We start from the raw sequence: 25,081 nt of genomic DNA, 5'->3' as shown, positions 1-25,081 counted from the left end.
AAATAATAGAAAAAAATGTTGGCGTGTTTATAACATTTACTTAAATTTGCCCTCCGTTTTAGGTCCCATAGCTCAGCTGGTTAGAGCACCTGACTCATAATCAGGGGGTCCTTGGTTCGAGCCCAAGTGGGACCACCTTTAAATAGAAGCCTTTGCAGAAATGCAAAGGTTTTTTTGTATAATAGAACTTACCGATTAAGAAAAGAATAAATGTCTTAATGCTTAGTGTTCTATAATATCTTCACAAACCCTATTCAGCAACCATAAAACACATCTTGTCTTACATCCTTATAGGTCCAATAAAATACCACCCGAAATGGGTGGTAAAAATAAAATAACTATGATTAAATTTATTAGTTAATTGATAAGAGGGATAACCACCTCATTTTTTAACTTTTAAAACCATAGAATGATGAAAAAAATCATTGAAAAATTAATCGTATTATTTGTACTCACCTTCCTAATTCAAAGCTGTTCTAAAGATGATAGTTTAATAGAAATGCAAAATAATTCAGCTCTTAAGGCAATAGAAAGCCTGAATTTTCCTGAAGACTTGATCATAGATAAAGGATCCTATTATCTGGTTGATGGAGATCTTGTTTTTTTTAAAGATCAAGAATACAGTATTCTAGACGATCCTAATTCTAAAGATATAAATAAACAAAGAAGGCATTATACGCGAGTTCGTATGTATGACATTAATGTTTTTATAAATCCAGACATGAATGCTGATTGGCGAGATGCATCTCAAGCTGCAATTAATCGTTGGAATGCTGCAACTACAACTCCATTAAACCTTATAGTAACCACGGATCCTAGTGATGCACATATTCAAATCATTTATGACAGTATGGATAGTGCTGTTAATTTAGGAACTAATGTTTTTGGTCAAGGAGAGTTCCCGATAGGTAACGGATTGCCTGGTAGAACGGTATGGATAAATCCAGATTTTGATTCAAATAGATTCTGTGGGCACGCAATTACTCAAAATATGAGAATCGCTAATGTTCAGCATGAGTTAGGACATAATTTAGGTCTTACTCATACCAATCAATCCTTTGGAGTTAAAATCCCAGGAACTCCTGATTCAGATCCACAATCAGTTATGAATGGTGGAGAGGCGTGTACAATTAATGATTTTAGCTTAGCAGATGATAGAGCCATTAGATATTTGTTTCCAGCGCTTAATTTATCACCGGAGTTTTTGTACTTAAGCCCTGCGTTCAATTCTTTTACAGGATCGATGACTGTAGAAGGTTTTGGTCCTGTTACTGTTACACTTGGAGGAGCTCCTGGTGTTTTTATTAGTGGAGGATCTTCTGGAGGATCAATGACCAACACCTTAAATTTAACAGCGCCTGCAACCTTTCAGGTTCACGCACCTGATATTACCAGACCTGGATATGGTGTTAGAGAATCTATCGTTCTTCTTCAGGTTAATAATACGACTGTAGATTTTGGTATTGTTATACATAGCGGTAACTAAAATAAAAGCTACTGCAATTACGGGAGTAGCAATCAAAAATTTGAGGATATCAGGTTGGTAAGATTTATTTTTGTGTAGAAGAATTTGGGGATTTTTTGAGTACTTCATAAAAGGAAAAAGTAAGGGGATTTTTTACTAAATGAGAATACCATTTCACTCATTGGTTATTGTAGTTAGCTCATGATCTGCCTAAGTTTATAAAATAAGAAAATAGAATTTTGAAATCTATTTTTTTGATATAGCTGCCATAAACAGGTGTTTGAATCTGTCTATTAAAAGATTAGTTGATCATTTAAAACCAAACTAAGAATAAAACCACTGATATCTACATACTCATGACTTACCACAATGACCAACGTATTATAAAAGGAATACAAACCGGAGATGAAGCCGTGATTAAAGCTTTTTACAAAAAAAACTTAATTTATATCAGAGGATATATATTAAAAAATAGAGGCTCAGAAGCTGATGTAGAAGATGTATTTCAAGATGCATTAATATGGATGTATCAAAAATTTCGTTCAGAATGTTTGAGAAAGGATGTCTCTATTCATACCTATTTTTATGGGATTTGCAAGAATATGTGGCGTAATCGATTACGACAAAAAACAAGACTTATCCTTGATGAAATACATTTTAAGAACCTGGAACTTGATGAAAATTATATTATAGATAAGATATCGCTTAATGAAAAGGAACAACTGTATCGCAAATGTTTTTTAAAACTTAGTCGCTCTAATCGCGAATTATTAAATCTCTTTTTTGAAGGGAAAAGCATGAAAGAGATTGCAAAAATAATGGGGTATAGTGAGGGATATACGAGAAAAAAGAAATTTCAATCAAAAAAAGCATTACTAGAAATTATAGAAAATAATCAAGTATATCAAGAATTAAGAACGGCGTAGATTGGAAGGTATAAGCTTAATCCTAGTTAAGAATATCTAATATGAAAATTTCATATTATAAATAAATTGAGGATACTTCATTAAATAAACTAAACCAATTTAATATCTTCCTTAAAAAGCATATGAATATACTGCGCATGCATATCAGCGGCATCATGGTTTTCCATACAATGAAAAAGTAAGTGTATCAATCCATAATCACCTAGCGTATCTCTATACTCATGTTGTTCAATATTCTTTACCCATAAAATAAAACAACAAAGATGACCAATTTCACCAAGTTTCTGGCGGTCTTTTAAGCATTCACGAAACTCCTCTAAAGACATACGAGCATACTCATCATACTTTCTTTTACAAAAATTGTAATCAAACGTATGCTTAAACGAATTTAGCTTTCGATCTTGTATTTCATAATTAATACCACTCATAGTGTATACTCTTATTCATTAGGTATTTTTTGTCATAATTAGGTGTTTGGGTAATTATATTTTTGCAAATGGTGTGCCGATAAATCCAAAAAAATGCTAACAAAACTTAAGTAAACATTAAAATTGAAAAAACATCACATTTTATGGAATAATTCCAATACAAAAATACAAATTTTGGAATTATTCCTAGCTAATAAATTGATTTAATATTATAATATTTTTGTAGAAATAGAATATAAACTCCATCCTTCAAATATCAAATAACCAGCGTTTTAGTAATAAATCAGGATCTCAGATTCTTCGACTAGAGAATCGATAATTAGTAATCAAAACAGGTGTAAATACCCCTTCCATAAGTAAGAGCTTCCTTTTAATTTCACAATTGACTATTTGTCAACGAGATAGATATAAGTTTATTAACCATAAATCACATTAAAATGATCAAGTACGGACAAGATATTCCAACAGGAACAGAGCTTAGTACACAAGTATGTGTTGTAGGAAGCGGAGCAGCAGGAGTTACATTAGCCTGGTATTTACAAAAGGCAGGAAAAAAAGTGATCTTAATTGACGGTAGTCGCGATATGCCTAATGATCCATATGAAGATAAGATATTACTGTATAATGGCGAAGCAACAGGATTGTTTAAAAATAATGAACCTGAGTTTCTTATCAGACCTACCTCGGCATATCAATATGGCCCTTGGGAACGAGAGCGAACCTATGGGGGAACAACAACCCATTGGGGAGGTCAATCCAGACCATTAGATCCTATAACTTTTGAAGGTGTTCCAGGTTATACTGGCTGGCCAGTTACTCGCAAAGACCTAGATTTATATTTTGACGAAGCTGTAGAGTATTGTAAACTTGCTAGTACTAATTTTGAAGCAGATTATTGGGCTAAAGTACTGGGAGCAGAAGTCCCTCGTCTAAATGGGTTTAATACCGAGATGTATCAATTTATGGGAAACATCGATTCAAACCTGGATTTTGCTAAAAGAAAAGTAAACGGACAAACAATTGGAGATACCTCTGTAGAAGTGATTAGGAATGCGAGCTTACTTACTATAGAACATGACAATGGTAGTGCTAACCGCTTGCATGTAGCTAGTATTAGTAGTTCTGGGAATCCTCCAACAATTGAGACCGAGTTTTATATCAAAGCAGACGCTTATGTACTAGCAACTGGAGCTGTAGCCAATGCACGTCAATTACTACTTTCAGAAATAGACAATGATAATATCGGGCGTTATTTTATGTGCCATCCACTTGTTGCTTCATATCTTGATGGAGGTCCCAATCCGGTCACAATCACAGGTAATTACTTAAACTATAGTGAACAAAGACTTATGGATGGTAATGATCAAAATGGTATGCAATGGAAAGACGAAAATGGAGTAACTGTTCAAGGAAGATTTATCCCAAATGAAGAAAAAACTAGAGAGTTTGATATCGGTAGATGCTGGTTTTGGGCTAATGGAGGTAGTATGTATTTTGAGCAAGCACCTAATAAAGAGAGTAGAATTACTTTAAGTGAAAACACAGATAAAGTTTTTGGGCAACGACAAACTCATATTAACTGGGAGTTCAATGATTTGGATGAAAAAACATATAAAATAGTGACAAGATTGTTTAGAAAAGCCGTAAAAGATATCAATAACAATGCTGATGTTAATTTTGTAAGCTGGGAGAATATCAAAAGTCGGGCTGTTGTTAATGGGCATCATTTAGGAACTACACGTATGTCTGACTCGCCAGAAGACGGCGTTGTAGATAAAAATCTACGATCACACGATGTTGATAATCTTTATGTAGCGGGATCTTCTGTGTGGCCATCTGCAGGAATCTCAAACCCAACTTTTACGATCATTACGTTTTCTATTCGTTTAGCAAAACATCTTATCAATAAAGTACTATAAAACTGAAACCAAATTAAAGCTTTAGAATCAAAACATTAAAAAACGTATAAATATCTATTCAAAATATAGGTAAAGTTGCTATTATTCCTGTTGGAATGTGCCAGGGATCATCGGTAAATATGACAGTCACGATAGGAAAAACACTCTTAAAAGGAGATGAGTTTGGATACTTCTTGTTTGGAGGGTCTGACATTATTATGTTGTTTCAAGAAGGAATAGACTTAGAGCTTAATAAACTACCAGAACATCACAATTATAGAACATAGATAGGAGCTTGTAGATCCTTTTAAAAAAGGAAGTTAGAACATTTTTTAATTGCTTTATACAGATCTTTTTTCGTTTTTGTTGTAATTAAATTTAAAGAAATTGTTAATAAAACCTGATAAGTTTATTTTCAAAAAAAAGGATTGACTATTAAATTTACTTTGACTTTGATACGTTCTGGCATCTTTTTTGGGGAAAGAAGTTGTTGAACGAAAATGGGAAAACAAATCAAACTTGTAATTATGCGGTATAAAGTAATTGATACTAGAAGTCAACATTTTGGCAAAGTATTAGATTTCGAATCCTGCTCTAACTTAAAAGATTTGGCAGGGGTGCTACTAAAAATTGAAAAAAATAGAGTTTCACTTTTTAAGTTTAGCGAAGTAGAACTGGTATAACATATAATCAGGTGTTCTATGAAGTAACTTAACACATGGTAAGTTTTTAACTTTTTGTAACACCTGATTTTATCAAAGATTTGGCTTAAGTTTTATAGTTTTTAATCTTTTGTGATTATATGAAATGGTTATCTATCCTCATATTGTTTTTAATAAATATTGATAGCTGTAAAAAAGAGACTCAATCAGATACAATAGATCGTTTTCCAACCTTTACAGAAAAAGATCAAGAATATGCCGATGTATTTAAAGAATTAGATGGAGTTTGGAAAGGGAAATTTTTGATTTATGAAGATCACCAGAGACTACCTAAAGATAAAATAGATCTAAAAAACATATCAATTCAAAATCTTCAGAAAAAAGGATTAGAACTTATCAATAGTATTGAAGTAGAGCAAAAGTATGTTTCTGAGACTTCATATTTTCAAAAAGTAGTAATTAAAGACACTTATCCTGATACAGGACAAACTATCATTAGCAATGGAGTTAATAAGATAGAAGACGGTCAAATGTGGTGCATCGTCCAAAAACCTGATGAAACCGTTATTCATAAAGGATATACTGAAGGAAAGCATACGATTATATGGCAAAGAGATGAGAAGTCACCTCAAAAAATCGAATACTTTAAAGAAACAGTATCACAAGACTTTTATGAGATTATAGGTTGGGGATATTATCAGGGAGACGACACTAATTTATCACCACGACTTTGGTTTTATTCAAAATATAAACGTCAAAAATCTGAGTGATTTCTATGAAAAGAGACGTCTTTATGATCCTAATTCAGTAATTCGTTTTACATACTTGCCAATTACATCAAATTCAAGATTAACTACAGTTCCTTCTTGAAAAGTATTGAAATTAGTATGCTCATAAGTATAAGGAATAATAGCTACACTAAATTCATTTTTTTTAGAATTCACCACAGTAAGGCTAACTCCGTTTACCGTTATAGATCCTTTTTCGATAGTTATATTTTGTAAAGAAGAATCATAATTAAAAGTAAAATACCAGCTTCCGTCTGCTTCAGTGATAGCAGAACAAACTGCGGTTTGATCTACGTGTCCTTGAACAATATGACCATCAAGACGATCACCAAGCTTCATTCCGCGTTCTAGGTTTACAATATCACCTTCGGCAAGGTTGTTTAGATTTGTCTTATCCAAAGTTTCTTTAATAGCAGTAACGGTATAAGTGTCATCCTTGATCGAAACCACAGTGAGACATACTCCATTATGAGCAACACTTTGATCTACTTTTAATTCCGAAGTAAATTTAGCGCGAACAGTAACATCAAGATTTTCTTGATTTGTGACCAAAGATGTAATTGTTCCTAATTCTTCGATGATTCCTGTAAACATAAATGCAAATTATTTAGTTAAATTTGTGACCTTAAAGTTTTGAACCTCCAGATCCAGATAAATATTCTGGATTGGATTAGGTGTCAAAAATACTGATAAAGGAGTTTATATAATGAAGAAAGAAGAAAAAATAAGATTAGGAATTTCTATAGGAGATTTAAATGGTATTGGAAGCGAAGTAGTCCTTAAAACATTTGAAGATTCGAGGATGTTAGATTTCTGTACACCAGTGATCTTTGCCTCGGTAAAAATCCTTTCCTTTCTTAAAAAGCATTTCCAAATCAATGCCAATTTACACGGTATTGATAAAACTTCGCAGATTTTAGATGGCAAAATAAATGTGCTAAACGTTTGGAAAGAGTCGGTAAATATCAATTTTGGAAAAGAAGATGAAAAAGTAGGTAGTTATGCCATCCGATCCCTTAAGGCGGCTACCAATGCACTTAAGAATAACGAAATAGATATATTAGTAACGGCACCAATTAATAAGCATAGTATTCAGTCTAAGGATTTTAATTTTCCAGGACACACAGATTATCTCGATCAGCAATTACAGGGTAATAGCCTAATGTTTATGATTACAGATGATCTCAAGGTAGGATTACTTACAGATCACGTTGCGGTAAAAGATATTGCAGAAACGATTACTTCTGATTTGATAGAGCAAAAAGTGAATACTATTCATCATGCTTTAAAACAGGATTTTAGAATAGCTAAACCCAAAATAGCTGTTCTGGGCATTAATCCTCATAGCGGAGATAATGGGGTGATTGGCAAAGAAGATGAAGAGATACTGAAGCCTACCATTAAAAAAATTAACGATTCTGGTAAGCTAGTATATGGTCCATATGCAGCAGATAGTTTCTTTGGGTCAGATAATTATAAAGCATTTGATGCTATCGTAGCGTCGTATCACGATCAAGGATTAATTCCGTTTAAAACATTATCTTTTGGTAAAGGAGTAAATTATACCGCAGGATTAAATAAAGTGCGTACTTCTCCTGATCATGGTACTGCTTTTGAAATAGCAGGAAAGAATAAAGCAGATCATAGCTCGTTTAAAGAAGCTGTTTTTGCAGGATTAAAGATTTTTAAAAATCGTAATGAGTTTGCAGAGATTACTCAAAATCCTTTAAAAAAGCAGCCTCGTAAACCACAAAACAAGGGATAAAAAGTGGGATGAATGATATGAGTGTTTTCTCTGATTATTCAAACTAAAAACCTTAAACAGGATAATTCTGTAACAATCTGATATAATTTTATTTACAAAAATACATTCATAACGAATTTTTATTATCTTTGCACCCGCCTTTACCAAATTGGTAGGCACTCAAATCTGATGACGAAATGAGACAACTAAAAGAGTATACTATTCCTTTTGTTGGGCTGAAGCAAGGATTACACCAGTTTGAGTATCAAATTGAGAATTCGTTCTTTGAACATTTTGAGTATGATGAGTTCAATGCATCCGCAGTAAAAGTAGCGTTGGAGTTTAATAAAAAAACGACAATGTTGGAGCTTCGCTTTGTAGCTACCGGAACTGTAAATGTAAATTGTGATCTGACTAATGAACCTTTTGATTTACCTATTGAAAATGAATTGTTTTTAGTAGTTAAGTTTGGAGATGAATATAATGATGAAAATGAAGAGCTTCTGATAATCCCGCATGGAGAATTTGAAGTAAACGTTCAGCAATATATTTATGAGCTAATTGTTTTAGCAATACCACCCAAAAGAGTTCACCCAGGTGTAGAAGATGGAACTTTGGAATCAGATATACTCGAAAAATTAGAAGAATTAAGTCCGAAAGAAAAAGAAATAGAAAATAACAATGAGGAGACAGATCCTCGTTGGGATAAATTAAAAAACTTATTAAACGATAAATAATAGCTAAGCAATGGCACATCCTAAGAGAAAAATATCGAAAACGAGAAGAGATAAAAGAAGAACACATTATAAAGCTTCTGTACCACAAATTGCTACAGATCCTACTACAGGAGAAGCACATTTATATCATAGAGCACACTGGTTTGAAGGTAAATTATACTATCGTGGCCAGGTAGTTATTGATAATACAGAAGAAGAAGTAGCATAGATTACTGTTAAAATTCTAAGTAAGCTCTCACATTTGTGAGAGTTTTTTTGTTTTTAGTTGAATATGTGTCAAAATCCGATTATTTTGCGCCATATTTGCATGTTATTTAGTAATTTCAACGACTTTTTGTGCAATAGTTCGTGAACTAAAACTAAGATATGAGTAAAATCACAGCCGCTATCACAGCTGTAGGCGCATATGTGCCAGACTATGTGTTGACCAATGATATATTAGCAACAATGGTTGACACCAACGACGAATGGATAACCAGTCGTACAGGTATTAAAGAACGTAGAATACTTAAAGATCAAGATCAAGGAAGTTCTTTCTTAGGTATCAAAGCGGCAGAAGATCTGATCGCCAAAAAAAATCTCGACCCTAAAGAGATTGACATGGTGATTTTTGCTACTGCTACTCCTGACCTCCCTGTTGCTGCAACAGCAGCCTATACAGCTTCAAAGATTGGAGCAGTAAATGCATTCTCTTATGACTTACAAGCTGCGTGTTCCAGTTTTTTATACGGAATGTCCACTGCAGCCAGTTATATTGAATCAGGAAGATATAAAAAGGTTCTGTTAATAGGAGCAGATAAGATGTCATCTATCATAGATTATACTGATAGAACTACCTGCATCATATTTGGTGACGGAGGCGGAGCCGCACTCTTTGAACCAAATGAAGAAGGATATGGTCTTCAGGATGAATATCTACGTACAGATGGTATCGGAAGAGAATTTCTTAAAATCCAGGCTGGAGGTTCTATTTTGCCACCTTCAGAAGAAACCGTAGCCAATAGACAGCATTTTGTTCAGCAGGATGGGAAAACAGTATTTAAATATGCAGTTTCTAATATGGCTGATGCGAGTACTAAAATCATGGAACGTAATAACCTTAAAGGTGATGACGTAGATTGGTTAGTGGCGCATCAAGCTAATAAACGTATTATAGATGCTACTGCCAACAGAATGAAATTGGATGAGAATAAAGTTCTTATGAACATTCAACGATATGGTAATACTACCTCAGCAACATTACCACTATTGTTACACGATTACGAAAAACAACTCAAGAAAGGAGATAATATAGTATTTGCTTCTTTTGGTGGAGGCTTTACTTGGGGCGCCATTTATCTTAAATGGGCCTATAATTCCTAAACAACTAAAAACACACAATACCCAACATTATGGATTTAAAAGAAATTCAGAATTTGATTAAATTCGTAGCCAAATCTGGCGCTAGCGAAGTAAAATTAGAGATGGACGACGTTAAAATCACCATCAGAACTGCGTCGGATGACGATAAAGAAAAGACATATGTGCAGCAAATACCAGTAAGTACTGCTGTAACACCTCAACCTGTAGCACCAGTACAGCAGGCAGCCGCTCCAGCAGCTGCAACCCCAACTACTGAAAGTAGTGCTTCAGATGATAATTCAAAATATATAACAATCAAATCTCCAATTATTGGTACTTTATATAGAAAACCATCACCAGACAAACCAACTTTTGTTGAAGTAGGTGATTCTGTAAAAGAAGGAGATGTGCTTTGTATTATTGAAGCAATGAAACTTTTCAATGAGATCGAAAGTGAAGTTTCAGGTAAGATTGTAAAAGTATTAGTGGATGATTCTTCTCCTGTAGAGTTTGATCAACCATTATTCTTAGTAGACCCATCATAACCCAATTTTAAAATTCCAATCCCAATTACTTTGGAGTATTATACTGAAATCCATTATTTAATGGTGCTTGGTTTCTACTACAATCGGAGTGGAATTTGAAATTTTAAAATTTCTGAGAAGTTATGTTTAAAAAAATTCTAATTGCAAATAGAGGTGAGATTGCAATGCGTGTAATCAGAACCTGCAAAGAAATGGGTATTAAAACAGTAGCGGTTTACTCTACTGCAGATGCCGAAAGTCTACATGTTCGTTTTGCTGATGAAGCAGTATGTATAGGACCAGCTCCTAGTACTGAATCATATTTAAAAATGGCAAATATCATTGCAGCTGCAGAAATTACAAATGCAGATGCCATACATCCAGGATACGGGTTCTTATCAGAAAATGCTAAATTTTCTAAGATTTGTGAAGAGCACGAAATCAAATTTATTGGAGCCAGTGCAGAGATGATTGATAGAATGGGTGATAAAGCCTCGGCAAAATCTACCATGATTGAAGCAGGTGTACCTTGTGTGCCTGGAAGCGAAGGTGTAATTCCGGATTTTGAAACTTGTAAAAAAGTAGCTATCGAAACTGGTTATCCCGTAATGCTTAAAGCTAGTGCTGGTGGAGGTGGTAAAGGTATGCGTGCTGTATGGAAAGAAGAGCACCTGCAAGATGCTTGGGAATCTGCTCGACAAGAAAGTAAAGCTGCCTTTGGTAACAATGATATGTATATGGAAAAGCTTATTGAAGAGCCACGCCATATAGAAATACAAGTTGTAGGAGATAGTAATGGTAGAGCTTGTCATTTATCAGAAAGAGATTGCTCTGTACAACGTAGACACCAGAAGTTAACAGAAGAAACACCTTCTCCATTCATGACTGATGAGCTTCGTGAGAGAATGGGTGAAGCTGCTGTTAAAGCTGCAGAATACATTAAATATGAAGGTGCTGGAACCGTCGAATTTTTGGTAGATAAACACCGAAACTTCTACTTCATGGAAATGAATACTCGTATTCAGGTAGAGCACCCTATTACTGAGCAGGTAGTTGATTATGATTTGATCAGAGAACAAATATTAGTAGCTGCCGGAGTACCAATTTCTGGTAAAAATTATTTCCCGCAGTTGCATTCTATAGAATGTAGAATTAATGCAGAAGATCCTTATAAAGATTTTCGTCCTTCTCCAGGTAAAATTACCAACCTTCATATTCCTGGAGGTCACGGTGTTCGTGTAGATACTCATGTTTATAGTGGATATATAATCCCACCTAATTATGATTCTATGATCGCTAAATTGATCACCACAGCACAAACCAGAGAAGAAGCTATCAATAAAATGAAAAGAGCTCTTGATGAATTTGTAGTTGAAGGAATAAAAACTACAGTTCCTTTTCACAGACAGTTGATGGATCACCCTGATTATGTTTCAGGAAATTACACCACTAAATTTATGGAGGATTTTGAAATGGAAGATCCCAAAGAATAATTAAATAAAAAAGGCCTCAATATTGAGGCCTTTTTTAATGGTTTTCAATAAAACTAAAACTTGTATTTGCTACTGATTATAGAAAGATTTAGAAATTTAGGGTCTGCGCCCTAGTTTATAAAGGTTGTTACATAACTCTTATATAGCGACTTAATCGACATCAAGAATAAAGCCTTTACCGTGTACATTTTTGATATGAACAGAAGTATCTTTACTTAAATATTTTCTAAGTTTATAGATAAATACATCCATGCTTCTTCTGTTAAAATAATCGTTTTCGCCCCAGTATGTATTCAATGTTTTTTTTCTATCGAGGATTTGCCCTTTCTGGATACATAATTCTCTTAAAATATCCGCTTCCTTAGCAGTAAGTTGTTGTTTATCATCTTCAAAAGTTAATAACTGATTGCGATAATCAAAGAAATACTCTCCTAATTGAAAATGAATTGTATTATCCTCATTAATAGTATTTGAAGTTCTTCTTAAAATAGCATGTATTCTTGCAATGAGCTCTTCTTCATCTACAGGTTTTACAATGTAATCATCTGCTCCAATCTTAAATCCTTTTAATTTATCAATTTTTAAAGTTTTGGCAGTTAAGAATACTAATGGGGTTTCTTGCTTTCGTTTCTTTATTTCTTGCGCTACTGAAAATCCATCTAAAACGGGCATCATAATGTCTAAGATGCATAAATCATAACTATTATTATTAAATGATTCCAGAGCTTCTTTACCATTACAGGTTAAGGTTACATCAAAATTGTGCATAGACAAATATTCCTTTAAGATATATCCCAGGTTTTTGTCGTCTTCGGCTAATAAAATTTTTGCAATTGCCTTCATGAAAGTAAGGGTAAATTAATTATAAATGTGCTTCCTTTTCCTAACTTACTATTAAGTGTAATACTTCCGCGATGTGCTTCTACAATCTCCTTTACATAACTCAAACCAATCCCGAACCCTTTTACATTGTGAATATTCCCTTTTGTAACTCTATGAAATTTATCAAATATTAATTTTTGTTGCTCCTTTTTTATTCCGGTTCCATTATCTTGAAAAGAAACAGATATGCAATCTGCTGAAGTTTCAATGTCAATTAAAATAATAGGGTCTCTATTGGTATACTTAATAGCATTATCAACCAGGTTATAAAAAGCATTGGTAATATGAATTTCATCACCTACTACCTCTACTTCTTTAGTATTAGATCGATATTGTATAGTTCCATTTTTTTGCTTTAAAAGCATTTCAAAACTGTCAATTACATTCTTGATAATACTTATTAGGTCGATCTTTTTTTTGTCGACTGTATATTTTTTAGAATCCAAAAGAGATAACTCCAGAATTTTATCTACTTGGTTTTTTAAACGATCACCCTCATGATCAATTACATCAACATAGCTGAGTATTTTGTCAGGTTCATTAGTACCTACACTTTTTCGCAGAGCACTTGATGCTAGGCTAATACTAAAAATAGGTGTTTTGAATTCGTGAGTGAGGTTATTTATAAAGTCGTTCTTTACCTCGGATAAGCGCTTTTGTTTTCGTATGGTAATAATGGTATAGAAAAAACCAAATAGAATTAATAAAATAAAAAGTATAGAAGTTAATAAGGTGCCTTTAATCTCACTAAAAATATAACTATTAAAAGATGGAAAAATAGCCAAATGATAACTATTATGTTCTCCATATCCCATACTACACGTTAAGCGAGTCCAACCATAGTTTCGATCTTCTTTTTTAGAACATTGAGATAGGTCAATTATTTCTTGATCAGTATTTCCTGCCAGGTAAATATTGTTTTGACCAGAACCGTGTTTATATATACCATAAGTATAGGTTAACGGAAGGTTGCATTGCTCAAAAGAAGAATCAATAAATTGAGTGATAATTTGATCGATTTTTTCCTCATCTGGATCAGATGAAACAATAGCGTTATGAATGGCCATTGGCGCTTTATGATCTTTTCTAAAAAGCTCTCCAGTAATATTAGCGGCCAGATCAATTTTTTGTTGAAATACCTGTCGATTGGTTTCAATAGATTTATTAATCCAATGTACTTGGATGATAATCAAACCTACAAGTGATAGTAAGGTTGCAACAATAACGGCGGTTATAACTCTCTTATTCAGATACATAAATCTGGTTTATAATATGCAATATACTATTCATTCCTAAAACCTAATATCGGTTAACTTCTCATTAACTCTTTTAACTTTTTGATGAAATCCATTGAGTTATCAATAACCCAAACCTGTCTTATTCTCCTCTTAATTTGCTGTAAACTAAAAAATCATGAAAATAAAACTCACTATTATATTAATATGTTGCTATTGGTTTTCTTATGGAGAAAGTAAGATTTCTGGAACAATCACCGATCATAAAACCAAAGAACTAATAGGATGGGCAGATGTTATTCTTTTAAAGGAAAAACAAGTGATGTATACTACAATTAGTAATGATCAAGGGTATTTTGAGATTAATGATATTAAAGAAGGTACTTATGTATTAAAGATAAATTATCTGGGATATCAGGATTATACAGCCTCTATACAAGTAGATTATAATATGTCTACAACAATTGATATACAACTACATAATAATGAAGAACAATTAGGAGAGGTGTTAGTTACGGCAGAAAAAACTACAATTGAGTTTAAAGGAGATAAACGTATAATTAATGTTGGTAAAGATTTATTAGCTGCTGGAGCTTCTACAGAAAATATTTTACAACAAGTACCATCTGTTGATGTTGATTTGTCGGGTAATGTAAGTTTAAGAAATGATACCAATGTGATTATTATGATTGATGGTAAACGATCCACATTATCTTCTGCAGATATTATTGCTCAGGTCCCTGCTAATCTTATAACAAAGATTGAAGTTATAACAAATCCGTCTGCCAAGTATGATGCAGAGGGAGTTTCGGGGTTAATAAATATCATAACCAAAAAACTTAAATCTAACGGAGGAAACGTAGGGATTAATACCGGAGTTGGTGAATCAGAAAGACACCATATCACACTTAATGCAAATTATAGAACACAAAAAGTTAATGTGTACGCCAATTACAATTACAGGGCTCCTTATTTTTCTTCAAACTCAAAGACGATTAGGCAAACAGAAGAAGAAATTATTAATCAGCAAACAAGAAATGGTTTTGATAATGCGACTGTTAATTATTTAAAAAGCGGAATCGATTTTTTTATAGATAGTACAAATACTTTTTCGTTATCTGCTATTTATGCAAAAAACAGGCATTTATTAACCAATACGACCAATACAATAATCCAAGATCGGATAACAGAAGAAGAACGTTCTGTTTTATTTAACTCTAATAACCTACACGACCATATTTCAAAAGAACTCAATGCTAACTATAGAAAAGAGTTTAATGGAAACAATCATTACCTGGAAACAGATATTAATTATGCATATTTTCCTAACGAGTTTACACTTGATCAACGAGAATCATCCATAGGAAATGTCGATATTTCTATTGATGATCGGCAAAAAAGAGAAAATACCATAACCACTTTTAGCGCAGATTATTATCTAAATAATCAGAAAGGAAAAGTATTAGAACTTGGCTTAAAAACAGAATTCAAGAATCTGGATAACACGCAAAACAGAATAGAAAGCTCTAATAATAATATTGATGATAATTTTTTATATGAAGATAGAGTATTAGCAGCATATGTAGTGTATGAACAAAAGATAAAAGATGTACAATTAAAAGCAGGTCTTCGATTAGAAGATTATCAGATTGATCTCAACAGTAATGATCAGGAAGAATTTGATGACCATTATACGAATCTATTTCCTTCTTTTAGCATCTCTTATTCATTAGGGAAAAATGAATTGAGTGCCAATTATACCAGAAGAATATCAAGACCTGGAATTTTTGCTCTTAACCCTTTTGTTGTAGAAACAGGTAACTTAAGTCGAAGAAGAGGGAACCCTTTTTTAAACCCTTCTTTTGCTGATAAAGGAGAGGTTAATTATAATAGAAAATTCGAAAAATTTGACATTAATTTATCTGCTTTTTATTCTCAAGTTGATGATGTTATACAATTTGTTTTTATAAGAGAAGGAGATTTTTTAATCAGTACTTTTGATAATGTAGGACGTTCAAAAAGATACGGAATAGAGTTGTTCTCAAAAGTCAAATGGTTCTCCTGGTGGAACACCAACTTCTCATTAAATTATTATTTCTCTGATTTTGAAACAACGCAATTTAATAACACAAATACATTTTCGCAACGATATCGAATACGTAACGATTTTAAGTTTGCAAAAACCTGGGGAGTGCAGCTTAATGGAAATATAAATCCTAAAGGACAAAACCTTCAACAAGAAACACAAACAAATTATAGGATTGATTTTGCAATTAGTAAGCGTTTTTTAGAAAATAAAGGACAAGCAGTATTGAGAGTTAATGATATTCTAGATTCTTCAGAGTTTGATTTTGAACGTAATCTTAGTGGTTTTTCAGAAAGAACAGTGTGGAAGCCTCTTTCACGATACTTATATCTTACCCTTAAATATAATTTTTCCTTTGGTAAAAACACTGATAAAAACAGACAGAGAAAACAAAGAAAATATAGTAGTGGTAAAGTAGATTAAAGGATTTTAGTATCCTCTGAATTAACTTCTAATTAACTTTTTTAACTTTTAGATAGGTATCATTGACATTTGGATAGCCCAACAGAATTCATATATACAGTTAATTTGATAAAACTTTAAAAACAATAAATTATGATAACCTATGCAAAAATTCTAATCGTATTAATTCTTATGGCTACAACGCAATGTTTTAGTCAGCAACACTGTCCTTCTCCTAAACCATTGGATTTAAAAGAAGCAACAGGAGAGTGGAAAGGAAATTTTACATATGACGGAGATCTTAAAAAAGTGACTATTCAAATATCAGAACAAAAAGGAACATTAATTTCTAAGGTTTCAATACCAGATATGAGTAAAGCAAACCTTTCTGCATTTACCAAAATCTGTTCTGGAGAAGAATTACACATTGAGGTGGTGGTAAATGATAAAAAGTTTGATTTCAGAGGAAAACCTAAAAAAGGAAAAATGTCTGGTCGATTAATTAGTAAGGATATTATGAATGAAACTTTACGAGAGGTATTTACCTTAAAAAGAATATAAATATCCTTATTACAACCAAGGTCATTTATCAATCAAAAAATCAGAAAAGAGACTAATTCTTATATTGTATATATAGATTTAGGTCTCTTTTTCTTTTTAAAACTCTCTAATTTTATTAGATAACAAATAATGTATAAACCTCCTTTTTTGATGTATTTTTGATATTGTAATCTAAATCTTGAGAGAAATTAATCGAATGAGTATAGTTAATTTTAGTTATTGGGAACATAAAACATGGTTGTCTGATATTGATTTTACCATTATTGGTAGCGGAATCGTAGGGCTTAATTGTGCACTTCGATTACAACAAAAATTTCCTGAGGCTAAGATTCTTGTACTGGAAAGAGGAATCTTACCCAATGGAGCTAGTACTAAGAATGCTGGGTTTGCTTGTTTTGGAAGTCTATCAGAGATCTTAGAAGATTTAAATTCTCATAATGAGGATGAGGTGTTACAATTAGTACAAAAGAGATGTGAAGGGCTTCAATTGCTTCGAAAAAATTTAGGTGATAAAAAAATTGGTTATATACAGCATGGAGGGTACGAGCTTTTTACAAAAGAAGATGTGTACTTATATGAAAAATGCCTTTCGAAAAAAGAACAGATCAATCAATTGTTAAAACCTATTTTTAAAGATGATGTTTTTAGTGTTAGTGATAACTCATTTAATTTTAGGAATATACAACCACAATATATTGTAAATCGGTTTGAAGGTCAAATCAATACCGGAAAGATGATGGAAGCTTTATTACATAAGGCACAAGCTTCAGGAATTAAGGTGTTTAATAATTGTCGTGTGGAGGCAATAGAAGATATTAATACTTCAGTTAAAATAAAAACAGATCGATTTACGTTCTCTACAAACAAAGTGCTAATTGCTACTAATGGTTTTGCTTCACAATTAGGTATTCAAGAAGTAAAACCGGCACGTGCACAAGTCCTGATTACCCAACCAATTAAAGATTTACAGATCAAAGGAACCTTTCACCTGGATAAAGGATACTATTATTTTAGAAATATAGATAATAGGATTTTATTTGGTGGAGGAAGAAACCTGGATTTTAAAGCCGAAGAAACCACAGAGTTGGTTCAAACAGAATTGATACAGCAAAAATTAGAAGAGATTTTAAGTGAAGTAATTTTACCTGACACTAATTTTAAAATTGAACACCGATGGAGTGGCGTTATGGGAGTTGGCAATCAGAAAAAATCTATTGTCAAACAAATATCCAATAACACATTCTGTGGAGTGCGTCTGGGCGGAATGGGCGTTGCTATTGGTAGTTTAGTTGGTGCAGAATTAGCTGATCTATTATAGTTCAATTAGTTTAAGTATAGTGAATGAAAAGGATCTTTCGGTTTTTTTATAAAGGTACTCTCGTATTTTTGATATGTAGCGTGATTTGGGTATTAGCCTACAAATGGATAGATGTTCCAATAACACCATTAATGGGAATACGTAAATTACAATCTGAGAATAAACAGGTTATAAAACATCAATGGATTTCGTTACAGAAAATGTCAAAAAACATACAACTAGCTGTTATTTGTAGTGAAGATCAGAGATTTATAGAACATCGAGGTTTTGATAAAGAAGCTATTGAAAAGGCAATAGCAGAACACAAATCAGGAAAACGATTGAGAGGCGCTAGTACAATCACTCAACAAACTGCAAAAAATGTCTTCTTATGGCCGCAGAGAAGTTGGGCACGTAAAGGATTAGAAAGCTATTTTACTTTTTTGGTAGAGAGCTTCTGGAGTAAAGAACGTATTCTGGAAGTCTATCTTAATAGTATTGAAATGGGAGATGGTATATATGGTGTAGAGGCCGCTGCAAAATTTTGGTTTAATAAATCAGCATCAGACCTTACAAGAGATGAATCTGCAGCTATTGCAGCTATTTTGCCCAATCCCAGGAAGTTCTTAGCAGACCCTCCATCAGCCTATACGCAAAAAAGGAAAAAGTGGATCCTCCAACAAATGCGTAATTATGGATCACTTTCATTGTCCAAATAAAATTTCGAACAGTATAACTCTAAAAAATAGGGTAAAACAAAGTTGAAACGTCTTATATATAAAGCCCTTAAATTCTTTAATATGGAAAACACAGTGAGAAACCACATTTTTTTTAAAGAGAATAATAACCCAATACCTTATTATGGATTAAATTATATTGATGATCATAACCAGGAGATAACACAAGTAGTAAATCTAAATACTAGAAACCTCCCTGGAATCCCTACTATAATCTCCGGAAAGATTTATACCCAAGAAAAAAAACCGGTTATAAATGCTAAAATCGAAATCTGGCACGCTGATGATATAGGAGCTTATCATACCAATGGTAATTTATGCTTTCCTGTACAAACCACATTATCCGGGTATGTTCTAACTGATCATGCAGGTAACTACAAAATAAAGACGATTCGTCCTGGAATCTATGGATACAGAGCCCGGCATTTTTATTACAGAATTTCTGCAAAAGGGCATATGACTTTAGAAACCACCATTTATTTTAAAAATGACCCTAGGATTAAAATAGATGAAACCGCCTCTATTGCTGAAGATTTCAGGCATATAGATTTTAAAAACAACAATGGTTGTCTTGAAGGAATCGCAAACATTTATTTACCTAAAATTTAACCCCTATGATTTTAAAATAATAGAGTATTATAGAATTATGTACGATGACTTTACTATTTGTACAATCAATGCTATTGTTATATATTGAAATCTAAAATTGTTTTTTGAAAGCTATAAAAGAAGAATTGTACCGTCATTGCCAACAATTTGTTCAAGATCGTCTTGATCGAATTCAGCAACGAATAGCCAATATCCAAGAATCATTGACATCAGAAACCAAAAGTACTGCTGGGGATAAACATGAAACAGGTCGTGCAATGTTACAATTAGAACGAGAAAAAAGTGGACAACAACTTGCTGAGGCTCAAAAATTACAGAAAACCCTGTTAAAAATTGATATTACTTCTTCCAATACTATTCACTTAGGTAGCATTATCTTAACATCACAAGCAAATTATTTTCTAAGTATTTCTGTTGGTAAATTAGTGGTTGAGCAAACAGATTATTATGCTATAGCTGCAGGATCTCCTATTGGCAAATTGTTATTAGGTAAAAAAGAAGGAGATCATTTTAGTTTTAATGGAAATAAAATTCTAATAAAAAAAGTTGCCTGAAAAACTCATTAGATTTATATAAATAAAATAGTAAATGAAAAAAATTATACCTTATAAAAGTAGTAATGAAGCAATAAGCTCTCTTGATAATGGAGGAAGGTTTTATAATATACTTACCAAAGCCGAAGATGGCATCATATCAGGGGCAGAACTAGGAAAAGTAGGCGGGATATTTAATAATAAGCAAAAGATGATGCTCTTTCTTGAGTTATCTATATCCGATTTAGATCAACAATCAAAAGATGTAATAATCTCAAAACTTGATAACGATTTAGAAGAGGTTTATGAAAAATACAAACCTCAATACTTGTTACCTTCAGAAGCACAATCCCAAGGTATTATATCATCAAATGCAATTATAACAGGAGTTCCAAAACTAACTGAATCTAAATCAGATTTTAATGGGTTTTTAATGGTGCCTGTAGTCACAAATAATGTTACTACTTTTATAATGATTCCTTTGATAGACAAATATGACGTGTATGAAGTTAGAGATGAGGCATCTGCCGATACTTTTTTTATTGCTCACACAAAGGGTTCTAAGAAATTGCCCGAAAAGAAAATTAAAGTAGCTGGAGTTTTAAAAGAATTAAAGGCTAATAAAGAAGAGAAAAAAGCATCGAAAAAGTTTCTGGAAACTTTATATTACTTAGATTTAGAATAATGTATTTAGTTTTTCATTACAATTGCCGATGTGATAGAGATCATAATTAATCTAAACATATAGAAATAATATGATCAAAAATCAGGTTTAGAAACATTACAAAAGCGCCTAATTCTATTCTTTTTTAAATATATAATGGTCTAAAATTTATATATACATTAAAATTGTTAAATGTGATAGCATAAAAAAATGATTTTGAGTAAATTGCTAGCTCACAAATCATAGGGGCAAATGAAGAAACTTTCTTTACTATTTCTTATTGGAGTATTACTTTTTTCGTGTAAACCATATCAAAGCGTTAAAATCAGAAAAGGGCAGATGACCTATTCAGAATTTAGAGCGCAACAAAGATCCTTTCCAACAAAAGATGGTATCATAAAATATATAGATAAGGGTAATGGCCCTGCTATTGTATTACTTCACGGAGTTCCTACTTCTGGATGGTTGTATCGTAAAATGATTGATCCATTAGTTGCTGGTGGATATAGAGTAATCGTTCCAGATATGTTGGGTTTTGGATCTAGTGATTCTCCAGATGGGTATAAGATATATAGTGAAGAAAATCATGCAAAACGTTTGCTGGATCTGATGGATGGATTAGGTATAGAATATTGGTCTCATGTAATGCATGATGTAGGAGGATTATGGACTTGGGAATTGATGAGACAAGCTCCTGGAAAAATTGAAGATTTAGTTGTACTCAACACCCTTATTTATGAAGAAGGATTTTATCCTCCAATCCGTATGAGTCCTGGAGCATTTGCAAGAACAGCAATGTGGTCATATCGTAATGGAGTTACAACCAATAAAATGTTGCGAAGTTTGTTTAATGAAGGTCTTAAAGAGAATACACTTAATGAGCTGGATGTAGAAGGGTATAAAACACCGTTGTTAGAAGGAAAAACTCACGGAATGTATTATTTCTTTACCAGAACCTGTAATTATTTTCCGGATTATTCATTAGTTATTGAAAACCTGGAAATCCCGGTAGCAGTAATTTGGGGAATTCATGACACTATATTGCAATGGCCTCCTCAACAAACAAAAGCAACTAATGCTTTAAAAGTGGACGAAGTGGATATTCATTTTGTAGATGAAAAGCATTTTATACAAGAAACTAAGGCAAAAGAGATCAGCTATAAAATTCTGGATTTCCTTAATTAAGACTTACATTCTTAATCCAGTGTTTTAATTCTATTCTAAAAATAGTACCATTAATTAATTCTTGTATCTGTTGAAGCTCTTTGGTGTTTACGGCAAGATCTATTTTGTCAGAAGGAGTTCTAAGTAGTAGGGATTTACAACCATCAGGATTTGGGCATTGACTACAACATTGAGATTGCATTGTTGATGTACAAGAATCCGAAAAATCCTTTAATTCATTTAGGGTAAGGAGAAATCCAATATCTCTAAATACTAACTGGACTTTGGAAGATGGAGAATGCACCTCCTTTTTCCAAAAGAAGGAAATCCCAAAATCATTACTGTAAATCTTATCTATAGCACTCATTATGAATCTTTATTTAATTCAAAAATAACAACTATTTATAATAAATCTAAATAAAAATAAGTTAATTTATATCTTTTAATCTAAGTTGTAATGATACCTCTCCATTCCATTCATTTTCATCAATTGCATATGCTATTTTAAAGTGTTGTCCACTGCTTATTAGATTGTGTTTTGTTCCCAGGTTAAATCCAATAGCATTTATGGCAGTATCGTTTTTTTGAACTCTGCATTTAAGATGTTTTTCATCAGCACCTACACATTTACCATACCCTGTGTCTTTTACACCCTCTGTCATAAAGGTTGGAGACATATTTCCAGGGCCAAAAGGCGCAAATTGTTTTAAAATACGGTAGAATTTAGGAGTAATATAGTCCAGTTCAATAGCAGTATCAATAGTTATTTCTGGTGTTAAAAGAGTTGTATCTATGGTATCTGAAACCACTTCTTCAAACTTTTGCTTAAAAGCCTCATATTGCTCTTCTAATAAGGTTAATCCAGCAGCGTATTTATGCCCTCCAAACTGCTCTATATGGTCAGAGCATTTTTCTAGAGCATTGTAAACATCATACCCTTTTACCGATCGAGCAGATGCAGCTAATTTTTGACCACTCTTAGTAAAAACAAGTGTAGGGCGATAGTAAGTTTCGGTTAATCTGGAAGCTACAATACCAATCACACCTTTATGCCAATCTTCTTGATATACAACGGTAGTGTGTTTGTCTTCTTCTTGATTTGTTGTTATTTGTGCCAGAGCTTCTTCAGTAATAGTTTTATCAGCGCTTTTTCTTTCGCTGTTATATACCTCTATTTCAGATGCATATTGCAATGCTAATGTGTAATTTTCTTCGGTTAATAATTGAACAGCGTAAAGACCGTGTTTCATTCTTCCTGCGGCATTAATTCTGGGAGCAATAATAAATACAAGATCAGTGATGGTTAACACTTTCTTTTTAATCTGTGATATCATTGCTTTAAAACCGATTCTTGGATACGAATTGATTACTTTAAGACCATAATGAGCCAACACTCTGTTTTCTCCTGTAATGGGTACAATATCTGCTCCAATTGCTGTAGCGACCAAATCCAGGTATGGCAATAAATCATCAATAGATTGCCCTTGTTTACTGGCAAGTCCCTGAATTAATTTAAACCCAACGCCACAACCACAAAGCTCTTTATAAGGATATTCACAATCTTCACGTTTAGGGTCTAGAACAGCTATTGCTTCTGGAATTTGATCTCCTGGACGGTGATGATCACAGATGATAAAATCTATTCCTTTAGATTTTGCATATGCGATTTTTTCTATCGCTTTTATTCCACAATCCAGAGCAACAATCAAACTAATATCATTGTCATCGGCATAATCGATCCCTTGATAAGAAACACCATATCCTTCTTTATAACGATCAGGAATATAAGTGGTGATCATTGGGGATAATGTTTTTAAATAAGATGACATTAAAGCAACAGAAGTGGTGCCATCTACATCATAATCTCCATACACCATAATATTTTCATTAGTTGCAATAGCTTTTTGGATCCTGAGAACAGCTTTGTCCATGTCTTTCATCAAAAAAGGATCATGTAACTCTTCTAAAGATGGTCTAAAGAATTTTTTGGCCTGATCAAAAGTTTCTATACCTCGTTGAACCAAAAGTGATGCTATAATTGTATCTACATTAAGAGCTTCAGCAAGTTGTTGTATCGTTGTTGTATCAGGTTTTGGTTTCAGTGTCCATCTCATTCGTGAAGTAAATTCTGGTATTAAAAATTCCAAAGTACAAAAAACATATTGATCCTCATGATTTGTCATTAGTTTTGTATTTTGTCATACCGAAAATTTTACAATTAAATTTAAAAATTACACATACATATGCCATTAGTAACGCCATTATCTCCAGATCACGATCTTGAAACCAGAGAACTAGCAGAATTTTTTAATGAGACCTTGGGTTTTTGTCCTAATTCTGTACTAACAATGCAGAGAAGACCTGCTATTTCTAAAGCATTTATCAATCTTAATAAAGCAGTTATGGCTAACGAAGGTCGTGTAACTTCTGCTTTAAAACGTATGATTGCTTGGGTGAGCAGTAATGCTACCGGATGTAGATATTGTCAGGCACATGCAATTAGAGCAGCAGAACGTTATGGAGCAGAGCAAGAACAGTTGGATAATATTTGGGAGTATAAAACACATCCTGCTTTTAGTGATGCAGAACGTGCGGCATTAGATTTCTCGCTTGCTGCTTCTGTAATTCCTAATGCTGTTAACGAAACCATCAAAGAAGAATTATATAAATATTGGGATGAAGGTGAAATCGTAGAAATGCTAGGTGTGATTTCTTTATTTGGATACCTTAATCGATGGAATGACTCTATGGGAACCACTGTTGAAGAAGGAGCTATCGAATCTGGAGAGCAATACTTAGGAAAGCATGGTTGGGAAAAAGGAAAGCACGTTTAAAAGTTTCCAAAACACCAAATACTTATAAAATAAGAGGCTGATTCTGAGTTAAAGAACAAAGAATTCAGCCT

At 32.9% G+C, this 25,081-nt stretch carries 27 protein-coding genes and 1 tRNA gene; 22 read left to right on the top strand and 6 right to left on the bottom strand.

Annotation, left to right across the window (positions count from 1 at the left end):
- Nucleotides 1–61 precede the first annotated feature (61 nt).
- The 3 genes from U0D62_RS06330 to U0D62_RS06320 all read left to right on the top strand — a co-directional run bounded on the left by U0D62_RS06330 (nt 62) and on the right by U0D62_RS06320 (nt 2,391).
- Nucleotides 62–135 (top strand) — tRNA-Ile (locus U0D62_RS06330).
- A 277-nt stretch (nt 136–412) separates the two neighbouring features.
- Complete coding sequence (locus U0D62_RS06325; RefSeq protein ID WP_322194617.1) at nt 413–1,486, top strand: zinc metalloprotease; 1,074 nt, start codon at nt 413–415, stop codon at nt 1,484–1,486.
- A gap of 335 nt (nt 1,487–1,821) precedes the next feature.
- Nucleotides 1,822–2,391, top strand: coding sequence for an RNA polymerase sigma factor (locus U0D62_RS06320; protein ID WP_322194615.1), 570 nt, complete (start codon nt 1,822–1,824; stop codon nt 2,389–2,391).
- Nucleotides 2,392–2,480: 89 nt separating this feature from the next.
- Here the strand turns inward: U0D62_RS06320 and U0D62_RS06315 are convergent, their stop codons facing one another.
- Entirely contained in the window at nt 2,481–2,819 is a 339-nt protein-coding gene (locus tag U0D62_RS06315) for a hypothetical protein (protein ID WP_322194613.1), read from the bottom strand.
- A gap of 437 nt (nt 2,820–3,256) precedes the next feature.
- Between U0D62_RS06315 and U0D62_RS06310 the strand changes: the two genes are divergently transcribed.
- The 4 genes from U0D62_RS06310 (at nt 3,257) to U0D62_RS06295 (ending at nt 6,149) form a co-directional block, all read left to right on the top strand.
- Nucleotides 3,257–4,738, top strand: a complete 1,482-nt coding sequence (locus U0D62_RS06310; RefSeq protein ID WP_322194611.1) for a GMC oxidoreductase — start codon at nt 3,257–3,259, stop codon at nt 4,736–4,738.
- A 50-nt stretch (nt 4,739–4,788) separates the two neighbouring features.
- A complete protein-coding gene (locus U0D62_RS06305) occupies nt 4,789–5,004 on the top strand; it encodes a phosphatidylserine decarboxylase (protein WP_322194878.1) in 216 nt (71 codons plus the stop codon).
- Between the two features lie 240 nt (nt 5,005–5,244).
- Nucleotides 5,245–5,400 carry a hypothetical protein gene (locus U0D62_RS06300; protein WP_322194609.1) on the top strand — a complete coding sequence of 52 codons (156 nt, stop codon included), beginning with the start codon at nt 5,245–5,247 and terminating at the stop codon, nt 5,398–5,400.
- A 119-nt stretch (nt 5,401–5,519) separates the two neighbouring features.
- Entirely contained in the window at nt 5,520–6,149 is a 630-nt protein-coding gene (locus U0D62_RS06295) for a hypothetical protein (protein ID WP_322194608.1), read from the top strand.
- A gap of 21 nt (nt 6,150–6,170) precedes the next feature.
- Here U0D62_RS06295 and U0D62_RS06290 read toward each other — a convergent pair whose 3' ends face one another.
- The gene (locus U0D62_RS06290; RefSeq protein WP_322194606.1) at nt 6,171–6,761 is read right to left on the bottom strand and encodes a riboflavin synthase; all 591 of its coding nucleotides are present in this window, start codon (nt 6,759–6,761) and stop codon (nt 6,171–6,173) included.
- Nucleotides 6,762–6,873: 112 nt separating this feature from the next.
- On the opposite strand from U0D62_RS06290, the gene pdxA reads away from it, so the two are divergent.
- From pdxA to accC, 6 genes are all read left to right on the top strand, one after another.
- A complete protein-coding gene (gene pdxA, locus U0D62_RS06285; protein ID WP_322194604.1) occupies nt 6,874–7,932 on the top strand; it encodes a 4-hydroxythreonine-4-phosphate dehydrogenase PdxA in 1,059 nt (352 codons plus the stop codon).
- Nucleotides 7,933–8,108: 176 nt separating this feature from the next.
- Nucleotides 8,109–8,648 carry a YceD family protein gene (locus tag U0D62_RS06280; protein WP_322194602.1) on the top strand — a complete coding sequence of 180 codons (540 nt, stop codon included), beginning with the start codon at nt 8,109–8,111 and terminating at the stop codon, nt 8,646–8,648.
- A gap of 10 nt (nt 8,649–8,658) precedes the next feature.
- Nucleotides 8,659–8,856 carry a 50S ribosomal protein L32 gene (gene rpmF, locus U0D62_RS06275; protein WP_073316151.1) on the top strand — a complete coding sequence of 66 codons (198 nt, stop codon included), beginning with the start codon at nt 8,659–8,661 and terminating at the stop codon, nt 8,854–8,856.
- A gap of 158 nt (nt 8,857–9,014) precedes the next feature.
- Nucleotides 9,015–10,010, top strand: coding sequence for a beta-ketoacyl-ACP synthase III (locus U0D62_RS06270; RefSeq protein WP_322194599.1), 996 nt, complete (start codon nt 9,015–9,017; stop codon nt 10,008–10,010).
- Between the two features lie 29 nt (nt 10,011–10,039).
- On the top strand, nt 10,040–10,534 hold the full coding sequence (gene accB / locus U0D62_RS06265) for an acetyl-CoA carboxylase biotin carboxyl carrier protein (protein WP_322194597.1): 495 nt from the start codon (nt 10,040–10,042) through the stop codon (nt 10,532–10,534).
- Nucleotides 10,535–10,656: 122 nt separating this feature from the next.
- Nucleotides 10,657–12,006 carry an acetyl-CoA carboxylase biotin carboxylase subunit gene (accC, locus tag U0D62_RS06260; protein ID WP_322194595.1) on the top strand — a complete coding sequence of 450 codons (1,350 nt, stop codon included), beginning with the start codon at nt 10,657–10,659 and terminating at the stop codon, nt 12,004–12,006.
- Between the two features lie 150 nt (nt 12,007–12,156).
- Here the strand turns inward: accC and U0D62_RS06255 are convergent, their stop codons facing one another.
- On the bottom strand, nt 12,157–12,849 hold the full coding sequence (locus U0D62_RS06255; protein WP_322194593.1) for a response regulator transcription factor: 693 nt from the start codon (nt 12,847–12,849) through the stop codon (nt 12,157–12,159).
- Complete coding sequence (locus U0D62_RS06250) at nt 12,846–14,144, bottom strand: sensor histidine kinase (protein ID WP_322194591.1); 1,299 nt, start codon at nt 14,142–14,144, stop codon at nt 12,846–12,848. The genes U0D62_RS06255 and U0D62_RS06250 overlap by 4 nt, the downstream gene beginning before the upstream one ends.
- Nucleotides 14,145–14,301: 157 nt before the next feature.
- On the opposite strand from U0D62_RS06250, the gene U0D62_RS06245 reads away from it, so the two are divergent.
- The 8 genes from U0D62_RS06245 (at nt 14,302) to U0D62_RS06210 (ending at nt 22,197) form a co-directional block, all read left to right on the top strand.
- Nucleotides 14,302–16,632, top strand: coding sequence for a TonB-dependent receptor (locus U0D62_RS06245; RefSeq protein WP_322194590.1), 2,331 nt, complete (start codon nt 14,302–14,304; stop codon nt 16,630–16,632).
- A gap of 132 nt (nt 16,633–16,764) precedes the next feature.
- Entirely contained in the window at nt 16,765–17,172 is a 408-nt protein-coding gene (locus U0D62_RS06240; protein ID WP_322194589.1) for a hypothetical protein, read from the top strand.
- Between the two features lie 196 nt (nt 17,173–17,368).
- Complete coding sequence (locus U0D62_RS06235; protein WP_322194587.1) at nt 17,369–18,490, top strand: NAD(P)/FAD-dependent oxidoreductase; 1,122 nt, start codon at nt 17,369–17,371, stop codon at nt 18,488–18,490.
- Nucleotides 18,491–18,513: 23 nt separating this feature from the next.
- Nucleotides 18,514–19,188 (top strand): monofunctional biosynthetic peptidoglycan transglycosylase, encoded by a 675-nt coding sequence (gene mtgA, locus U0D62_RS06230; RefSeq protein WP_322194585.1) that lies wholly within the window; start codon nt 18,514–18,516, stop codon nt 19,186–19,188.
- An 81-nt stretch (nt 19,189–19,269) separates the two neighbouring features.
- Nucleotides 19,270–19,815 carry a dioxygenase family protein gene (locus U0D62_RS06225; protein WP_322194583.1) on the top strand — a complete coding sequence of 182 codons (546 nt, stop codon included), beginning with the start codon at nt 19,270–19,272 and terminating at the stop codon, nt 19,813–19,815.
- Nucleotides 19,816–19,919: 104 nt separating this feature from the next.
- Nucleotides 19,920–20,369: a 3-oxoacyl-ACP synthase gene (locus U0D62_RS06220; protein WP_322194581.1), complete on the top strand. Its 450-nt coding sequence runs from the start codon at nt 19,920–19,922 to the stop codon at nt 20,367–20,369.
- A 34-nt stretch (nt 20,370–20,403) separates the two neighbouring features.
- Nucleotides 20,404–21,033 carry a hypothetical protein gene (locus tag U0D62_RS06215; protein ID WP_322194579.1) on the top strand — a complete coding sequence of 210 codons (630 nt, stop codon included), beginning with the start codon at nt 20,404–20,406 and terminating at the stop codon, nt 21,031–21,033.
- Between the two features lie 231 nt (nt 21,034–21,264).
- Nucleotides 21,265–22,197, top strand: a complete 933-nt coding sequence (locus U0D62_RS06210; RefSeq protein ID WP_322194577.1) for an alpha/beta fold hydrolase — start codon at nt 21,265–21,267, stop codon at nt 22,195–22,197.
- Here U0D62_RS06210 and U0D62_RS06205 read toward each other — a convergent pair.
- Both U0D62_RS06205 and recJ read right to left on the bottom strand, forming a co-directional pair.
- Nucleotides 22,190–22,543, bottom strand: coding sequence for a hypothetical protein (locus U0D62_RS06205; protein WP_322194575.1), 354 nt, complete (start codon nt 22,541–22,543; stop codon nt 22,190–22,192). The two genes, U0D62_RS06210 and U0D62_RS06205, sit on opposite strands and share 8 nt — an antisense overlap.
- Before the next feature lie 61 nt (nt 22,544–22,604).
- Nucleotides 22,605–24,290: a single-stranded-DNA-specific exonuclease RecJ gene (gene recJ / locus U0D62_RS06200; protein WP_322194876.1), complete on the bottom strand. Its 1,686-nt coding sequence runs from the start codon at nt 24,288–24,290 to the stop codon at nt 22,605–22,607.
- A 129-nt stretch (nt 24,291–24,419) separates the two neighbouring features.
- Between recJ and U0D62_RS06195 the strand changes: the two genes are divergently transcribed.
- Nucleotides 24,420–25,010: a carboxymuconolactone decarboxylase family protein gene (locus U0D62_RS06195; RefSeq protein ID WP_322194573.1), complete on the top strand. Its 591-nt coding sequence runs from the start codon at nt 24,420–24,422 to the stop codon at nt 25,008–25,010.
- Nucleotides 25,011–25,081: the final 71 nt, after the last annotated feature.

It is taken from the genome of Aquimarina callyspongiae (genome assembly GCF_034322225.1).
GTDB lineage: Bacteria > Bacteroidota > Bacteroidia > Flavobacteriales > Flavobacteriaceae > Aquimarina.
Note: the sequence above shows the minus strand (reverse complement) of the source record. Positions and strands in the feature narration are given on the sequence as shown.

Bases quoted from the DNA above. Each gene is read 5' to 3' on its own strand.
- U0D62_RS06290 (WP_322194606.1), bottom strand. From the start codon at position 6,761: ATGTTTACAGGAATCATCGAAGAATTAGGAACAATTACATCTTTGGTC.
- U0D62_RS06300 (WP_322194609.1), top strand. From the start codon at position 5,245: ATGCGGTATAAAGTAATTGATACTAGAAGTCAACATTTTGGCAAAGTA.
- U0D62_RS06295 (WP_322194608.1), top strand. From the start codon at position 5,520: ATGAAATGGTTATCTATCCTCATATTGTTTTTAATAAATATTGATAGC.
- U0D62_RS06205 (WP_322194575.1), bottom strand. From the start codon at position 22,543: ATGAGTGCTATAGATAAGATTTACAGTAATGATTTTGGGATTTCCTTC.
- U0D62_RS06310 (WP_322194611.1), top strand. From the start codon at position 3,257: ATGATCAAGTACGGACAAGATATTCCAACAGGAACAGAGCTTAGTACA.
- rpmF (WP_073316151.1), top strand. From the start codon at position 8,659: ATGGCACATCCTAAGAGAAAAATATCGAAAACGAGAAGAGATAAAAGA.
- U0D62_RS06240 (WP_322194589.1), top strand. From the start codon at position 16,765: ATGATAACCTATGCAAAAATTCTAATCGTATTAATTCTTATGGCTACA.
- U0D62_RS06270 (WP_322194599.1), top strand. From the start codon at position 9,015: ATGAGTAAAATCACAGCCGCTATCACAGCTGTAGGCGCATATGTGCCA.
- U0D62_RS06325 (WP_322194617.1), top strand. From the start codon at position 413: ATGAAAAAAATCATTGAAAAATTAATCGTATTATTTGTACTCACCTTC.
- U0D62_RS06250 (WP_322194591.1), bottom strand. From the start codon at position 14,144: ATGTATCTGAATAAGAGAGTTATAACCGCCGTTATTGTTGCAACCTTA.
- U0D62_RS06210 (WP_322194577.1), top strand. From the start codon at position 21,265: ATGAAGAAACTTTCTTTACTATTTCTTATTGGAGTATTACTTTTTTCG.
- U0D62_RS06215 (WP_322194579.1), top strand. From the start codon at position 20,404: ATGAAAAAAATTATACCTTATAAAAGTAGTAATGAAGCAATAAGCTCT.
- U0D62_RS06315 (WP_322194613.1), bottom strand. From the start codon at position 2,819: ATGAGTGGTATTAATTATGAAATACAAGATCGAAAGCTAAATTCGTTT.
- pdxA (WP_322194604.1), top strand. From the start codon at position 6,874: ATGAAGAAAGAAGAAAAAATAAGATTAGGAATTTCTATAGGAGATTTA.
- accC (WP_322194595.1), top strand. From the start codon at position 10,657: ATGTTTAAAAAAATTCTAATTGCAAATAGAGGTGAGATTGCAATGCGT.
- U0D62_RS06245 (WP_322194590.1), top strand. From the start codon at position 14,302: ATGAAAATAAAACTCACTATTATATTAATATGTTGCTATTGGTTTTCT.
- accB (WP_322194597.1), top strand. From the start codon at position 10,040: ATGGATTTAAAAGAAATTCAGAATTTGATTAAATTCGTAGCCAAATCT.
- recJ (WP_322194876.1), bottom strand. From the start codon at position 24,290: ATGAGATGGACACTGAAACCAAAACCTGATACAACAACGATACAACAA.
- U0D62_RS06280 (WP_322194602.1), top strand. From the start codon at position 8,109: ATGAGACAACTAAAAGAGTATACTATTCCTTTTGTTGGGCTGAAGCAA.
- U0D62_RS06320 (WP_322194615.1), top strand. From the start codon at position 1,822: ATGACTTACCACAATGACCAACGTATTATAAAAGGAATACAAACCGGA.
- U0D62_RS06195 (WP_322194573.1), top strand. From the start codon at position 24,420: ATGCCATTAGTAACGCCATTATCTCCAGATCACGATCTTGAAACCAGA.
- U0D62_RS06225 (WP_322194583.1), top strand. From the start codon at position 19,270: ATGGAAAACACAGTGAGAAACCACATTTTTTTTAAAGAGAATAATAAC.
- U0D62_RS06235 (WP_322194587.1), top strand. From the start codon at position 17,369: ATGAGTATAGTTAATTTTAGTTATTGGGAACATAAAACATGGTTGTCT.
- mtgA (WP_322194585.1), top strand. From the start codon at position 18,514: ATGAAAAGGATCTTTCGGTTTTTTTATAAAGGTACTCTCGTATTTTTG.
- U0D62_RS06255 (WP_322194593.1), bottom strand. From the start codon at position 12,849: ATGAAGGCAATTGCAAAAATTTTATTAGCCGAAGACGACAAAAACCTG.